This is a genomic window from Kitasatospora sp. NPDC093102, from assembly GCF_040683915.1.
GTDB lineage: Bacteria > Actinomycetota > Actinomycetes > Streptomycetales > Streptomycetaceae > Kitasatospora.
The window spans coordinates 199117-214991 of the sequence record NZ_JBFBFA010000011.1 but is presented as its reverse complement, the minus strand read 5'-3'; the positions used below and the strand labels follow the sequence as shown (position 1 = coordinate 214991).

Below are 15875 nucleotides of genomic sequence, written 5' to 3'. Positions count from 1 at the left end.
TGCATGGCCATGACCATTTTGATGACGCCTGCGACGCCTGCTGCTGCTTGGGTGTGGCCGATGTTGGATTTGAGTGAGCCGAGGTGCAGGGGGTGGTCGGCGGGGCGGTTCTGGCCGTAGGTGGCGAGGATGGCCTGGGCTTCGATGGGGTCGCCCAGTGTGGTGCCGGTGCCGTGGGCCTCGACGACGTCCACGTCGGAGGGCTCCAGACGGGCACTCGCCAGCGCCTGCCGGATCACCTGCTCCTGCGAGGGACCGTTCGGTGCCGTCAGGCCGTTGCTGGCACCGTCCTGGTTGATCGCGCTGCCGCGGATGACGGCGAGGACCCGGTGGCCATTGGCCTCCGCGTCCGACAGCCGCTCCAGGGCGATCATGCCCACGCCCTCGCCCCAGGCCGTGCCGTCGGCGTCGGCGGAGAAGGCCTTGCACCGGCCGTCCGCCGACAGGCCGCGCTGGCGGCTGAACTCCACGAACATGCCCGGCGTCGCCATCACCGTCGCGCCGCCGGCCAGGGCGATACGGCATTCACCCTGGCGCAGTGACTGCGCGGCGAGGTGCAGGGCCACCAGCGAGGACGAGCACGCCGTGTCGATGGTCACCGCCGGGCCCTGAAGACCGAGCGTGTAGGCCACCCGTCCGGAAGCGACGCTCGCCGTGTTGCCCGTCAGGAGATACCCCTCGTACCCCTCCGCGGGCTCGTGCAGGCGCGGGCCGTAGTCCTGCGACATCGCGCCGACGAACACGCCTGTCGTGGTCCCCCGGAGCGAGGTCGGGGCGATGCCCGCGCGCTCCAGCGCCTCCCAGGAGGTCTCCAGCAGCAGCCGCTGCTGCGGGTCCATTGCCGCGGCCTCTCGCGGGGATATGCCGAAGAAGGCGGGGTCGAACTCGTCGGCGTCGTGCAGGAAACCGCCGTGCCGGGCGTAGGTCTTGCCAGGGCGGCCGGGCACCGGGTCGTACAGCTCGTCCACGTCCCAGCCGCGGTTGACGGGCAGCCCGGAGATGGCGTCACGCGCCTCGTCGACCAGCTGCCACAGGTCCTCCGGCGACGTGAGCCCGCCGGGGTAGCGGCAGGCCATGCCCACGATGGCGATCGGCTCGTCCGAGAGCCCGGCGGCGATGACGTCCCGCTGCCCGGCCGGACTGCCGGTGAGCGATGCCCGCAGGTGCTCGGCGAGCGCGGCGGGGCTCGGGTGGTCGTAGACCAGCGTCGGCGAGAGGTTCATTCCCGTCGCGGAGTTCAGCCGCTGCCGCAGCTCCACCGCTCCCAGGGAATCGAAGCCGAGCTCCTTGAACGTCTGCCTGGGGTCGACGGAGTTCGACGTCACGTGGCCGAGCACGGTGGCCACGTTCGTCCGCACCAGCTCCAGGAGGACACGTTCGCGCTCGGCCTGCGGAAGCCCGGCGAGGCGCTGGGCGAGCGGAAGCCCGGCAGCGGGCGCCATCTCGCCCTCGCCCTCGCTCTCGTCCGCGTTCCGGGTGGGCAGGGGAGCGACCTCGTGCGGTGTGGCAGCGAAGTCGGTGTCGAGCCAGTGGCGTTGGCGTTGGAAGGGGTAGGTGGGGAGGGGGGTGGTGTGGGTGGTGGTTCCGTGGTGGGTGTGCCAGTTGATGGGGGTGCCGGTGGTGTGGAGGTGGGCGAGGGCGTTGGTGGTGGTGTGGGGTTCGGGGTGGTTCTTGCGGAGGGTGGGGATGAAGTGGCCGGTGGTGGTGGTTTGTTGGGTGAGGGTGGTGAGGGTGGTGTCGGGGCCGAGTTCGAGGTAGGTGGTGGTGCCGAGGTTGTGGAGGGTTTCGATGGCGGGTTGGTAGAGGACGGCTTGGCGGGCGTGGTTGATCCAGTGTTCGGGGTCGGTGAGTTGTTCGGTGGTGGCGGTGGTGCCGGTGAGGGTGGAGATGATGGGGATGGTCGGGGGGTGGTAGGTGAGGGTGTGGAGGGCCTGTCGGAACTCGTCGAGCATGGGTTCCATGAGGGGGGAGTGGAAGGCGTGTGAGACGTTGAGGAATCGGGTTTTGGTGTCGGTGCCGAGTTGCTGGGCGATGTGGGTGAGGGCGTCGCGGGTGCCGGAGATGACGGTGTTGGTGGGGCTGTTGACGGCGGCGATGGTGGCGTTGTGGTTGTCGAGGAGGGGTTGGATGTGGGTGGTGGGGGCGTGGATGGCCATCATGGCGCCGCCTGGGGGGAGGTGTTGCATGAGGCGGCCGCGCAGGGTGACGAGGGTGGCGGCGTCGGTGAGGTTGAGGACTCCGGCTACGTGGGCTGCGGTGATTTCGCCGATGGAGTGGCCGGTGAGGTGGTGGGGGGTGATGCCCCAGGATGTGATCAGGTGGTAGAGGGCTGTTTCGAGGGCGAAGAGCGCGGGTTGGGTGTACTCGGTGCGGTCGAGTAGGTGATCGTCTTCGAAGACGGCTTTGCGTAGTGGGTGTTGCAGGTGGGGGTCGGTGGCGGCGCATACGGCGTCGAAGGCGTCGGCGAAGACCGGGTAGGTCTGGTGGAGCTCGTGGCCCATGCCGGTGTGTTGGCTGCCCTGTCCGGCGAACAGGAAGGCCAGGGGTCCGTTGCTGTCGGCGTGTCCCTGGATGATGCCCGGGGCCGGTTCCCCGCGGGAGAGTGTGGCCAGGGCGTCGAGGAGTTGGTCGCGGTCGGTGCCGGTGATGACGGCGCGGTCGGGGAAGTGGGTGCGGGTCAGGGCCAGGGCGCGTGCGACCTCGGTGATGGTGATGTCGGGGTTGTGGGTCAGGTGGTCGTGGAGCTGGTGTGCCTGGTCCCGCAGCGCGTTGTCGCCCTTCGCCGACAACACCCAGGACAGCGGGGTTCCGGGCTCGGCAGGTTCGGCGGATCCGGTGGCCTCGCCCGTACCGCTCGTCGCCGGGGCCTCCTCCAGGATGACGTGGCAGTTCGTCCCGCCCATGCCGAACGAGGAGACGCCCGCGATCAGTGGGCGGTCCGGGTGCGGCCAGGGGCCCAGCTCCGTCTGCACCCGGAGGTTGAGGTCGGCCAGCGGGATCCGGGGGTTGGGCGAGGCGTAGTTGAGGCTCGGGGGCAGCATCCGGTGGCTGATGCTGAGCGCCACCTTCAGCAGGCCCACGATGCCTGCGGCACCCTCCAGGTGACCGACGTTCGTTTTGGCCGAGCCCACGGGCAGGGGGAAATCCGCGTTGCGCTCGCCCCTGAGCGCCGAGCCGAGCGCCGTGGCCTCGACGGGGTCGCCCACCGGGGTGCCCGTGCCGTGGAGCTCGACGTACTGCAGCTCCCCAGCGGAGACCCCAGCGTTCCGCCGTGCCAGGCGCAGCACGTCCTCCTGGGCGCTCGTGCTGGGAACCGTCAGACCGTCCGTGGAGCCGTCGTTGTTGACGGCGCTGCCGCGGATCACGCAGTACACCCGGTCGCCGTCGCGCAGCGCGTCCGCCAGGGGCTTGAGGAGGACCAGACCGCCGCCCTCGCCCCGGGCGTAGCCGTTCGCGCGTGCGTCGAAGGTGTAGCAGCGGCCGTCCGGCGACAGGCCGCCGAACTTTGCGGCGCTCACCGTGCTCTCGGGAGCGAGGATGAGGCTGACGCCGCCCGCGAGTGCCACCATGGACTCGCCACGCCGCAGGCTCTCGCACGCCATGTGCACGGCCACCAGGGACGAGGACTGGACCGTGTCCACGGTGACGCTCGGCCCGTGCAGCCCGAGGGTGTAGGAGACGCGGTTGGCGATGATGCCGCGCTGCAGCCCGGTCAGGGTGTGTCGGCCGATGGCCCCGGCCCCGCCGTGCCGCAGCAGGGCGGCGTAGTCGTCGCCGATGGCGCCGATGAAGACACCGGTGCGCGTGTCCCGTACCGCCGAGGGCACCACCCCGGCGTCCTCCAGAGCCTCCCAGCTCAGCTCCAGTATGAGCCGCTGCTGCGGGTCCATGGCCGCGGCCTCGCGCGGGGAGATCCCGAAGAACGCGGCATCGAACCGGTCCACGTGGTCGAGGTAGCCGCCACGGCGCGTGAGCGCCTTGCCCGGCGCGGTGGGGTCGGGGTCGTACCACGCCTCGGCATCCCACCGGTCCCTCGGAGTCTCGCCAACCGCGTCCACCCCGTCACGGAGATTGCTCCAGAAAACCTCAGGGCGAGGCGCCTGGGGAAGTCGGCAGGAGAGTCCTACTACGGCAATGGGAACGTCCTGGCCGACGGGTAGGCCGGAGGCAGCGGGGACGTTCTGACTCACGATGGGCTCCATACTCCCATCCTGCGAACGGCTCTTACACGGCCCTAACTAGTGCCTTACGGGGGGTGTGCGGCGCGCCCGTGCGGGGCTGTGACATCGGCTTGTGCGGGTGAAGGGGATTGGCCAGGGCCCCTCGTCGATCCCGGTGCGACCGCCGGCGAACCCCGCGGGGGTGCGCGCCGTGGAACGACGGGGAGCCCCTGGTCCCGCAGCTGCTCGCGGGACCAGGGGCTCGGTGGCGCCGCGGCTCAGTCGCGGCATGCCGCCCGGGAAGGCCCGGGCGGGTGCGTCAGGACTCGGTGCGGCGACGGCGGGTGTAGACCACCGCGCCCGCGCCGCCCAGCAGCAGCACGGTGCCGGCGCCGGCGTAGAGCAGGGTTCCGTCACTACCGGTGGTGGCCAGCTTCTTGCCGTCCGCGGCGCCCGGGATCGGGGTGGGCACGCTGACCTTGTCGGGCATGATCAGCGGCTGCTCCGGGTTGACCGGGGTCTCGGTGGCCGGGACGTGCACCGGCACGGTGGCGGTCGGCGCGCCGGACGGGGCCGGGCTCGGGGCGCCGCTGGGCGCGATGGTCGGCTCCTCGGTGGCCGGGGTGGTGGCCGGAGTCGTGGCCGGAGCGGTCGCCGCCGGGCTGGTCGGGGTGGTGGTCGGAGGCACCGGGGGCTTCGGCGTCTCGGTGGGCTGCGTGCTCGCGCTCGGCGAGGCCGGCGTCGTCGCGGGCGTCGTGGCCGGGGGCGTCGCCGGGGTGGTCGCGGGCGTCGTGGCCGGGGGCGTCGCCGGGGCCGACGGGCTGTGCGACGGCACCGAGGTCGGGCTCGCCGACGGCGTCTTCACCGGGGTCGGCGGCACGGTCGCCGAGGGCTTGCCGGTCGGGGCCGGGGACTGCCCGCCGCAGTCGACCTTGAACACCTTGTGCTTGGGGTTGTTGAGGTCCGGCTCCTTGGGCAGCTTGCCGTCCACCAGCTCGACCGACTGCCAGTAGAGCTTGTAGTGGCCGTCCGGCAGGTGGATGTCCTCGGTCCGCACGTGCCCGTGCGGGTCGACCGGGAGGTCGCCCCACGCGGCGAGCGTCTCGCCCTTGGGGCCGACGGTGGCGATCGCCCAGATCACGTCCTGGTTGGCGTCGAAGCCGAAGGAGTCCAGGTAGAAGGTGCAGACCTTGGGCTCGTTGCGCACGTCCTCCTGGCCGGTGGCGGCGTCGTGGATCTTGACGGTGCCGTTGTTGCCGGGGGCGCCGCCCTTGCCGCCCGAAACGGCGTGCGCGGCGGGGGCGAGCAGCATGAGCGCGGCGGCGGTCGGGACGGCCACCAGGGAGCGCGCGGCGGTGGAGCGGAGGTGCATCTGGAGTTCCATCGGGTACGGCAGGCCGGGGCGGGCCCGCGCGGCGGGAGGGAGCCTCCGGTCGGCCGTTCGGCAGGAGCCGGTGTCGTGCGACGGGAGAGGCACAAGAGTTCCCGCAGCGGGAAACGTGACGCAAGGGAGGTTTGGCCGAAATGCATCGCTGAAGGTGATTGGTCCGACTAGTCCGTCATAACGATCTGATCACCCGATTGTCGGGACTTCGTGCGTATTCGACCCTGGTGAGCGGTCAACTCCGCTCTCCGGTCCGGCAGGTGTTCCCGGACGGCCGTGGTGGCCGGTATTGACCGGTTCGCGGTGGCGGACTGCGTGTCGGGCGGCGGGCCGGTGCCGGGGTTCTCTATCGTCCGTCCGGGACCGCCCAGTCCGCGGCCTCCGCTGCGTGTACAGCCGATCCGACCCGTGGGAGAGTGCGATGCCCGGCCCAGAGCAGACCGTCCCGGAGCCGACCGGCGAGGCCGGCGGGCAACAGCCCGGTGGGCAAGAGACCGATGGACGACAGGCCCGCGAGCGGCGGCCGGGGACCGCCCGGGCCGGGGTGCCCGTCCGGCCCGAGGGGTCCGTCAGGGGGGAGGGGTCCGTCAGCGCCGAGGAGACCGTCCAGGCCGGGGAGAGCGTGAAGGCCGGGGGGAGCGCCGACGTCATCGTGGTCGGCGCCGGCCCGGCCGGCTCCACCGCGGCAGCCCACCTCGCACGGACCGGACTCGACGTCCTGCTGCTGGAGAAGTCCGCCTTCCCGCGCGAGAAGGTCTGCGGGGACGGCCTCACCCCGCGCGTCGTCAAGCAGTTGACCGACCTCGGCATCGACGTCTCCGAGGAGGCCGGCTGGCTGCACAACCGGGGCCTGCGGCTGATCTCCGGGCACCGCTCGCTGGAGTTCGACTGGCCCGAGCTCTCCGCCTTCCCCGGATTCGGACTGGTCCGGCGCCGCGCCGACTTCGACGAACTGCTCGCCCGCAAGGCCGCCTCGGCCGGTGCCCGGGTGGTCGAACGCGCCAATGTGACGGGCCCGTTGCTGGACGAGCGGACCGGCCGGATCACCGGCGTCACCGCCAAACTGGGGGAGGAGCGCCGACCGGTCGCCTACCGGGCCCCGATCGTGGTCGCCGCCGACGGCAACTCCACCCGGCTGTCGGTGGCGATGAAGCGCTACCGCCGCACCGACCGTGCGATGGGCGTCGCGTACCGGACGTACTTCACCACCCCGCGCCACGACGACCGCTACCTGGAGGCCTGGCTCGACCTGCGCAGTCCCACCGACCCGGCCCGGCGCGTGCTGCCCGGCTACGCCTGGGTGTTCGGCATGGGCGACGGCACCGCCAACGTCGGCCTCGGGATCCTCGACACCGCCAAGGCCGAGGTGGACTGGCGGGAACTGCTGCGCCGCTGGTGCGACGGCCTGCCGCCGGAGTACGGCTACACCCCCGACGGGGTCACCGAGCCGATCCGCGGCGCCGCCCTGCCGATGGGCCTCAACCGCCGACCCCACTACGCCGACGGCCTGCTGCTGGTCGGCGACGCGGGCGGCACGGTCAGCCCGGGCACCGGCGAGGGCATCGCCTACGCGATGGAGTCCGGCCGCTACGCCGCCGAGACCATCGTCCAGGCACTCGCCCGCCGCACCGACCGCGGCCGCGAACTCGCCCTGCGCGCCTACCCGCAGGCGCTGCGCTCCGCCTACGCGGGCTACTTCGCGCTCGGCCGCCTGGCCGCCGAACTGCTGGGCCGCCCGAAGCTGCTCGGCGCGGCCGGGGCCGCCGGACTCGGCCAACCGGCGCTGCTGAAGGTGGCGTTCCGGCTGATGGTCAACCTGACCGAGCCCAACTCCAAGGACGCCCTCGACCGGTTGCTCCACCTGCTCGGCCGGGTCGCCCCGGGGAGGTGACCCGGCCGCACCGGACCGCTCATCGTGATGGACGGGCGGCCACGGTGTCCCGGGTTCGGCCGAATTCGCGGAGGCGAACACGCAGTCGCACGGATCGTGTTGACGAATGATCAGTGGATCCGATTGCCTGGTGTCGAACCAGCCACGGAGGGTGAGCACGACGACCCTCCGTGGCTCCTTTCTCGACCGCTGACCCGTTCGACGGAGACACCGTGCGCCTTCGCCTTCGCCTGCTCGTCGCGCCGCTCGCCGCGGCCACCGCCCTCACCGCCCTGAGCATCCCCGCCGCCGTCGCGGCCCCGGCGGCCACCCCCTCCGACCAGTGCTCCGCCGCCTTCCGCCACGACGACGCCCGCCTCGGCCCCGCCGACCTCCCGACCACCGGCCCGGTCGGCCGCCAGCTCATCGGCTACCAGCGCACCGGCGGTGCGAGCGACCAGGACTTCCTGGCCAGGTACTACGACCCGGCCGGAAACGGCGGCAAGGGCGGCTGGACCTACCCGCCGGCCGACGGCTACGTCACCCTGCCCGACGGCAGCCCGATCGAGTTCGACCTGACGCTCTACCCGAACCAGAACATCGACCGCTACGGCAGCGAGTACGGCGCCTTCCTCGCTCCCGAGGGCCTGCCCTATGCCAACCGTGCGATCCCGCCGCAGAGCCTGGACGGCAACCCGCCGGCCGCCTGCAACTACCACGACTACAAGGTGGTCAAGGCCTTCACGGTGCACGCCGGCCCGATCGCGCCCTGGTTCAACCAGCCCGGCTGGGGCCTCCAGTACCAGCTCGACGGCGCCCTGCTGCCCGGCGGTCCGGCCAGGCTGAACGTGCTCTGGCTGGTGGAGAACGGGTACCTGGCCCGGATCTGACCCCGCTGTGCCGGCGCCTGCTCCGCCCGCCCGGTGGGGGCAGGCGCCGGAATATTCGTTGGCGGGTCCGGGGAGCGGGGGATAGGAAGGCGGGATGACCACCAGCGATCCCGGCACCGACCAGCGCGTCTTCCGCCCCACCGTCCTCGACCTCGGTGACGTCCTGCTGCGCCCGTGGGGGCGCGCCCTCGACGTGCCCGGCGGCATCGTGCCCGCCCTGACCGCCGCCGCGGCGGACCCGGCCGTCGCCCGCTGGAGCCCGCTCGGCGCCGCCGGCCCGGTGGTCGTCGACACCTACCTCGGCCGTTGCGAGGAGCGCTGGGCCGCCGGCACCGCGGCGTCCTTCGCCGTCGTCGACGCCGCCGACGGCAGCCTGTGCGGCAACGCCTATCTGGGGTGGACCAACCGGGACGACGGGGTGGCCATGATCGGCTACTGGCTGCTCGCCGCCGCCCGCGGCCGGGGCCTGGCCACCCGGGCCACCACGGCCGTCACCCGCTGGGCGGTGGAGCACGCCGACGTTCGCCGCATCGAGCTCTACCACGCCGTCGCCAACGAGGACTCCTGTCGCGTCGCGACGCGGGCCGGGTTCCCGTACGAGGGCACCCTGCGCGGCTCCTACACCTACGGCGGGGGCGTCTACGTGGACGAGCACCTGCACGCCCGGCTGGCCTCCGACCCGTTCGCGGACTGAAGGCCCGGCGGCCTTTCTAGAGATCCGGGAGGTCGATCGGCGGAAGCGTCATGGCGCGCGGAGACATGGCGGGGGGTGTGCCCGGTGTGAAAGGGGGAGTGCCGATGTAAGGCGAGAACGAGGCGTCGGCCATGTCAGTGTCGGTTGTGCGGACGGCGTCGAGGGCATGCGTGATGCCGCGGACCGCGACGCCGGCGGCGAAGCCCTTGCCGTTGGCGACCAGGTCGGCATCGTAGGGGCTCGCTTCCCGCGATTCGGCTTCGGGGAAGTCGTGCAGGCGGAGCAGGCGGTCCAGCCCGCTGTCGGCGAGCTCATCCACGGTTCGGACGACAGCCACGTCTCCGGGGATGTCGACGGACATGAGGTCGTCCAGGGGGACGAACGGGTCGCTGTCCGGGCGGAGACCGGTCGGTGCGGTGCCGGCGACGGGGGCTCGACCGGCGGAAACGGAGGGCGACGGGGCGGCGGTGTCGCGTACGGCGTCGACGTCCATGGTCTCGTCCCTGGCGGGAGTGTCATCGGTGGCGCTGGTTGCGTCGAAGTCGTCGTGGGCGGGCGGACTCTCGGCGTAGTACAGGGGAGACGGAGGCACTTCGAGCGGAAAGCCGTCCTCGGGGATCGTCACCTTGGCGGCGAAGCCCGTTCCGCCGTCGGTCGTGGTGTCCACCCTCACCGTTGGAGGTTCCGGGCTCTCGGCGACGACCGTGGGCGGCGCCGGTGCCGCCGGGGAGCCGTCGATCGCGTCGCTCAGGCTGGTGGCGGCGAAAAGATCCGTCATGTCCGAGGTGCCGACACCCGTGGAGCCGGTGGGCGTGCCGCCGTGGTCGTGCGTCACGGTGCTGGAGTCCGCTCCGATGCCGGTGCTCAGGGTGCCCTCCCCATCGAGAACCAACGGTGTCAGGCCGTAGCCCTCGTCTCCGAACAGTTCGTCCACGTCCGGGAGGTGGGTGTCCGCGTCGTCGAAGGGGCCCGTGCGGCCCGGACCGGAGCCGTGGCCGAAGGCGGCTTCCTCGTCGCCGGACCGAGTCGGCGACGTGATCGGGAGTACTTCGAGAACACCGTCCCGGGGCGGTGTGAGGCGACCGGGGGAGTCGACGGTCGCGCTGCTGCCGTGGACGGTACCGGCTACCGGGGTCGGGCCGGATGTGGTGGCCCGATGGGCCGGGGTGGTGGCGTGGAAGACGGAACCGGTCTTCGGGTGGGGAGCGGCAGCAGGCCCACTTCCCGTCGAGGCACCAACACCCGGTGTTGTGCGGGGGCGGACGGGGACCCGCAGCCCCGCGGCGGTCGTCGTCCACCTCAGCGGTGGAGCGGCCGTGCGCTTCGGCCCCGAGGGTGGGGAGGGCTCGGGTGCCGGGGAAGACCGCCGTGCCGTGGGGGTGCCTGACCTGTCGGCCGTGTTCCCGGAAGGCCGGACACCAGCCGGGTGCCTCGCGCCGGTCATGGCGGAAGCGTTGTGGAGCCCTGGGGCCTTCGCCGGCCGGACCGCAGCTACTGCCGCGGTGGTCGGGTCGGCGCGGCGTTCGGACGGGGACGGGGCACCACCGAGGGGGGCAACGCGCTCGGCGTGCCGACGCGGGACCGGGCTTGTGCCAACGGGGCGGGCGGCCGGCGCGTTCCGGTGGCTGGCCGGGCTCTCTTTCTCAAGCCATTGGCGCAGGATGTGCTGGGCCACGCCCAGCTTCCGGGAGATGTCCGCAGGGGACGGTGTGGTGGTTCGGAGCAGTGCGTAGGCGTCGAGGAAGACGGGGTGGGCGAACTTCGGGTGGCTGACTGTGCTGCCGTGCATGACCGGGGCGTAGGGGGTGTTGGCCTGGAGGTGGGCGAGCAGGGTGACGCGGTTCTGGTGGTGGTCGATCCATCCCCGGACGAGACGTGTGGCCTCCTCAGGGGTCCACGGCTGTTGGCTGGGGGCGTGTCGCGTCAGTGCAGGCAGGTTCGCCGGTACTGAATCGAGGTGTTTGATCGTCACGTGTGCCGGGGTGCCGTTGTCGGCCAGCAGGCAGGCCACTGCCGCCGCCTGCGTGCCATATGTGGAGAGGACGCCGTCCTGCCTCCAGAGGGGTGCCGCCGTCGCGCTGTTCGTGGCCGTTTTGTAGTGGCTGTTGAAGGTGGATGTCTTGTTCTCGGGGTTCCAGCCGCGGAAGACGGAGTCCTGACGGGCAGGGGCGAGGGTGGCGGCGTGGTCGCGCAGCCGTGGGGGGATCTGGTCGGAGTGGTTCTCCTGGTGGAGGACGGCGAGGAGTTCGTCGTAGGCGGACCGCACGCCCGTGTCCTCGGGGAGGATCAGACGGGGCACGAACGGGTCGGGATCCGTGGCCGGCCCCACGGTGGCGACGGGATCTTCCGCGGTGATCGGCCGCTCGGTGGTGGCGGGATCTTCCGCGGTGATCGGCCGCTCGGTGGTGGCGGGATCGTTCCTGTCGGCCGCGGCCCCCGCCGCCCAGTTCTTCAGGGTGTCCAAGTGGACCCCGAGTTCCGCAGCGATGTCCGCCCGGCTCGCCCCGGTGGGTTTGAGCAAGGCCTCGGCGTGGAGGAAGACCGGGTGAGCGAACTTGGGGTGGTTGATCCTGCCATCGCTGGGTGTGACGGGGGCGTAGGGGGTGTTGGCCTGGAGGTGGGCGAGCAGGGTGACGCCGTTCTGGCGCTGTTCGATCCATTCCTGGACGAGGCGGGTGGCCTCCTCAGGGGTCCAGGGGTGCTGACTGGGGGCGTGCTTCACCAAGTCGGGCACACGCCCCCGTTTGATGGCGAGCTGGTTCGTGATCACGGAAGTCTGGGTGCCGCGGTCGGCCAGCAGGCACGCCGCCGCGGTCATCTTCTGCTGGTAGTCGTCGTCGTGCCTGCTCCTCAGCAGATCGGTGTCCGCTGCGATTCTCTTGACCGTCTTGTAGTGGCTGTTGAAGGTGGATGTCTTGTTCTCGGGGTTCCAGCCGCGGAAGACGGAGTCCCGACCAGCAGGGGCGAGGGCGGCGGCGTGGGCGCGCAGCTGCCGGGGGACCTGCTCGGGGTGTTCCTCGTGGAGAACGGCGAGGAGTTCGTCGTAGAGGACCCGCACGTTCGGATCGTCGGGGAGGACGACACGCGGCTGGAAGGGGATGTGATCCGCGGCCGTGGTGGCTGGGGCGCCCGGATCCGTCCCGAGGTCGGGGACCGTGTCCGCCACCCACGCGTCGAGGGTCGCTCTGTCGATGCCGAGCTTCCTGGCGGTTTCCGCCGGATCCGGTCTGGACTCGGCGGCCTGGAGCAGTTTGTCGGCGCGGACGAAGACCGGGCGTGCGAACTCGGGGTGCTCGACCGTGCCGTGGCTCTGTTCGACGGGGACGTACGGGGTGCTGGCCCGGAGATACGTGAGCAGGGTGGTGCTGTTCTGGTGTCCGTCGATCCATTCCCGGACGAGGCGGTCGACCCGCTCGTCGGTCCATGGCCGGTGACTGGGGGCATGCGTCAGCAGGTTGGACAAGGTGTCGGATCCCACACCGACGACAGCCTTGATCGTCTTCTGGGGCGTGCCGTTGTCGGCCAGCAGACAGGCCACCGCTGTGAGCTTCGGTTGGAAGTCCCCACGGTAGCCGCTCTTCAGGACGGACAGATTCCCCGTGATCGCCTTGGCTTTCCTGTAGTGCGTCTGGAAGGACGTGCCGACGCGCTTGGGCTTCCAGCCGCGGAAGACGGAGTCGGCGGGGGCGGGACCGAGGGTCGCGGCGTAGGTGCGCAGATTCGGCGGCACCTCCGCGGGGAAGCTCTTGTGCGCGACGGCGAGGAATTCGAGGTAAGCCGCCCGCACCGTCGGCTCCTTGGGAAGGAACGCCTCCGGAAGAGGTGGGGGCGTTCCGGCGCCGGCTGCGGTGTGGGTGTGTCGGCCGGCGATCTCGTCGGCGTAGGTGGTGGCGGCGGCCTCGGCGGCTGCGGTGCGGGCCAGGACCTTGTAGGAGACGTCGTAGTAGATGGCGATCTTGCGGACGGTGGGGTCCTCGGCCTCGGGCACACCTTCCTTGAAGGGCAGATCGCCGCGCTTCTTCATCAAGGTGATGGCGAACCTGATCGCCTCGTCGCCGACGCCGTTGAGCGCATTGGTGCTGTGGCCGGTGGCGTCCGGGGCGCGATCGGGGCGGGCCGTGGTGTCGTGGTCGGGGGTGGTGGGGGTCCATTCCATCGCGTGTACGAGCCGTTCGTTGGCGGCGCGCCCAAGGGTGTCGACGGTGACGGGACGGTTCTCGCGCCGAAGGGCGAGGGCGTCGGTGATCAGGCGGAGGCGGTCGACACGGCTGGGGGCGGAGACCTCCGGGCTGACCGTGGTGACGAGGCGGTCGAACCGAGCGGTGGTGGCGGCTCCGGTCTTCGGGACCGGGATGAGGGTATCGAGGCTGGTGAGGATGTCGAGGTGGTCCGGATCCAGCGGCAGGCCGTGGCGGTCGAGGAAGTCGGCGTACTCGGAGGCGCGCTTCCTCCACCGGGCCGTGGTGTGGGCGGGGTCGGTGAGGAGCCGGTCGAGGGTGTGGCCGAGCTGGAGGCCGGCGGTGGTCAGGGGCTCGCCGGGACGCAGGGACAGGGTGGTGCGGGCGGCTTTTCGAAGCTGTGCCTGGTCCTTCCCGGGCAGGGTGTAGCGGGCGAGCTGTTCCAAGGTGCCGTTCCGCAGGGCGAGGACCTCGCGCTCCTTCAACTCCTGGGCCAGCCGGGTGAGCGCGGTGGTGACGGTCTGGTCGGTGGGCGTGGTAACTGGGGTGCCCCCGATGACGGAGTGGGTGGGGCCGGTGGCGCGTAGCCGTTTGCCGGGGAGTTCCCCGTGGGGCTGGGGGTCGGATCCGGACGGTGAGCTTGCGGGGCGCTTGAAACGTGGGGCAGGACTGCGGCTGACCGGCGAAGGACCTGAGGTGGCGCTGCTCGCGGCCGCGGAGTCGGCATCGGGCGTCACGACCGACTCCTTGGGGCGGGTGCCGCCGGGGAGGATGCCGGCGCGTCGGTCGGCGGCGGTGGCCTGGAGGCCTGCTGCGTGGAGGAAGGTCTGGCGGGAGTGGTCGTCGGGGGTGGCGGGGTGGTTGGTCGGGTGGCCGGGTGTCCTGTCGAGGATCTGGTCGGTGGTGGTGTGCGGGTCGGTCAGGCGGTGGGTGGCGAGTTCGCCGGCGAAGGCGGCGCGTAGCCTGACGACTGCGGCGGGTTCGGGGATCCTCGCGGCGGGTGCGGGACGGTCGGCCGGGGCCACGAGCACGTTCAGCTCGGCATTCAGCTGCCGCCGGTGGAGTTCGGGCAGGGCGTTCCACCAGGTGTGCAGTCGGTCGGCCGGGATGGTCTGGACCTCACGCACGAGGGGGTTCTTCTGGGCCTTGGCGACGGCTTCGAGCCAGTTCGCCTGGTGGCTGCGCCAGTCCCGGCGGTCGTAGAGCGGTTCGAGGGGGCGGGCAGGCGTGTCGGCGGTCCGGACCGCGTGCTCGTGCGCCGGGTGGTCTCCGGTCGTCGTCGGTGCGGGACGGGTGGGTGTCGTGCTCAGGTCGCGCTCGGCGCCGGCCGGATCGGGGCCGCCGGGGCGGGCGTCCGAGGCCGTGGAAGAGACGGCCGCTTCCACGTGCCCGAGCCTTTCCACGGTGGCTCGTCCGGCCTCGGGCCGCGCGACCCCCGATTCACGCGGTGCCGGTGCGGTGGCCTCGTGCGACACCGGCTCGGGGGTGCCCGTGAGGGCCGGTGGCGGGAGTTCGGCCGCCGGCTGCCGGTCGTGGGCGGCAGGGGCCGTCCAGTGGTCGGTGCCGCGGACGCCGACGGGGTCCTGGGAAAGGCGCGGATTCCGGACGTGTTTGAGCTGGGTGTAGTGGTGGAGTGCGCCACCGATCACACCGGTACCCGCGCCGGCGGCCGCGGCGAGGCCGAACATGGTCGGGTCCCATTCGCCGCCCTGCCAGGCGGTGGAGACCACCGCCCCGGCCTCCCCTCCGATCGCTCCGCCCACAGCCCCGCCCACAGCCTTGCGCAGCAGGGCGGGTGCCGGCATCCGGGCCCCCAGGGCGTGCCCGGCCGGGTCTCCGAGCCCCCCGGCCAGGCCGCCCACCCCCGCGACCAGCAACGACGTCACATCCAGCCCGCGGCGGTACTCACCGAGCTGGGAAGCCTGCACCAGCGCATCCTGCCCGGCCCCGAAGACCGCCCCCGAGCACACCAACCTGAGGAATTCCGCCAGGATTTCGCGCACCGAGCGGCGCCCGCCCGCCAGGACTCCGGGGACGAGGGCCGCCGACGCGCCGGCTGTCGTGGCCATGGCCCATACCAACTGTGCGACCGTCCACAGCGTCATCGCCGCCGTCAGCTCCATCGACCGCTGCGCGTAGTCGACCTGTCCGGCCTGCTCCTCCAGTGCCCCTGCGCCCTCCCGTAGGGTCGCCGCGCCGCGCCGGGTGCTCTCTCCGACGTCCGCCAGGGTCCGTGCCATCTCCTTTCCCGCTCCGGGCAGGCTCGTGGGCAACGCGGTCGCATGCCGTTCGATCTCCACCCCCGCCTCGTCCACCAGCACGGCCGTGCGCCGCAGCGCCCCCGCGCCCGTCAACAGCCGCTCCGCGTCCACCTTCGGATACGACGCCCCCGACACCGCACCCATCAACGCCGCCCACCACGACGGCAGGTCCCGGCCCGAAGAACCGAACCTGAACAGACCGGAGAACCACGCGGCAGGGGCAGCAGACATGACGAATCCTCACATGACGGTCCCAAGGGCGGGAAGTTCACCGCCGGGGGCGAAGGGCCTGCTCTGGACGGGTTCGATCTCAGGGGCAACAACGGAATGTCGTCGTGCGGCGGTTCGATGGCCCGATCCCGGCTTGCTCGGACGGGTGCCAGGCCCGGTCGGGCAGGCCTTTGCCCCGGTGTCGGCCCGTGCCGACGGAGGGTCTTC

The 15875-nt window shown here is 71.9% G+C and carries 6 protein-coding genes; 3 read left to right on the top strand and 3 right to left on the bottom strand.

The genetic code is table 11. The annotated features are described in order from the left end of the window. Positions 1-4190 (bottom strand): beta-ketoacyl synthase N-terminal-like domain-containing protein (locus AB0O11_RS18445; protein ID WP_363387614.1); only part of this gene is annotated, 4190 nt, incomplete at its 3' end. Between the two features lie 289 nt (positions 4191-4479). Then, positions 4480-5532: an LPXTG cell wall anchor domain-containing protein gene (locus AB0O11_RS18440; protein WP_363387611.1), complete on the bottom strand. Its 1053-nt coding sequence runs from the start codon at positions 5530-5532 to the stop codon at positions 4480-4482. Between the two features lie 433 nt (positions 5533-5965). Between AB0O11_RS18440 and AB0O11_RS18435 the strand changes: the two genes are divergently transcribed. The 3 genes from AB0O11_RS18435 to AB0O11_RS18425 all read left to right on the top strand — a co-directional run bounded on the left by AB0O11_RS18435 (position 5966) and on the right by AB0O11_RS18425 (position 8998). Beyond that, the gene (locus AB0O11_RS18435; protein ID WP_363387608.1) at positions 5966-7435 is read left to right on the top strand and encodes a geranylgeranyl reductase family protein; all 1470 of its coding nucleotides are present in this window, start codon (positions 5966-5968) and stop codon (positions 7433-7435) included. A 212-nt stretch (positions 7436-7647) separates the two neighbouring features. Then, positions 7648-8304, top strand: coding sequence for a TNT domain-containing protein (locus AB0O11_RS18430; RefSeq protein ID WP_363387605.1), 657 nt, complete (start codon positions 7648-7650; stop codon positions 8302-8304). Positions 8305-8398: 94 nt separating this feature from the next. Further along, on the top strand, positions 8399-8998 hold the full coding sequence (locus AB0O11_RS18425) for a GNAT family protein (RefSeq protein WP_363387602.1): 600 nt from the start codon (positions 8399-8401) through the stop codon (positions 8996-8998). A gap of 16 nt (positions 8999-9014) precedes the next feature. On the opposite strand, the gene AB0O11_RS18420 is transcribed toward AB0O11_RS18425, so the two are convergent. Then, on the bottom strand, positions 9015-15668 hold the full coding sequence (locus tag AB0O11_RS18420) for a hypothetical protein (RefSeq protein WP_363387599.1): 6654 nt from the start codon (positions 15666-15668) through the stop codon (positions 9015-9017). Between the last annotated feature and the right edge of the window lie 207 nt (positions 15669-15875).

Excerpts from the sequence above, each read along its gene's own strand:
- AB0O11_RS18440 (WP_363387611.1), bottom strand. The coding sequence starts at position 5,532 with ATGCACCTCCGCTCCACCGCCGCGCGCTCCCTGGTGGCCGTCCCGACC.
- AB0O11_RS18435 (WP_363387608.1), top strand. The coding sequence starts at position 5,966 with ATGCCCGGCCCAGAGCAGACCGTCCCGGAGCCGACCGGCGAGGCCGGC.
- AB0O11_RS18425 (WP_363387602.1), top strand. The coding sequence starts at position 8,399 with ATGACCACCAGCGATCCCGGCACCGACCAGCGCGTCTTCCGCCCCACC.
- AB0O11_RS18420 (WP_363387599.1), bottom strand. The coding sequence starts at position 15,668 with ATGTCTGCTGCCCCTGCCGCGTGGTTCTCCGGTCTGTTCAGGTTCGGT.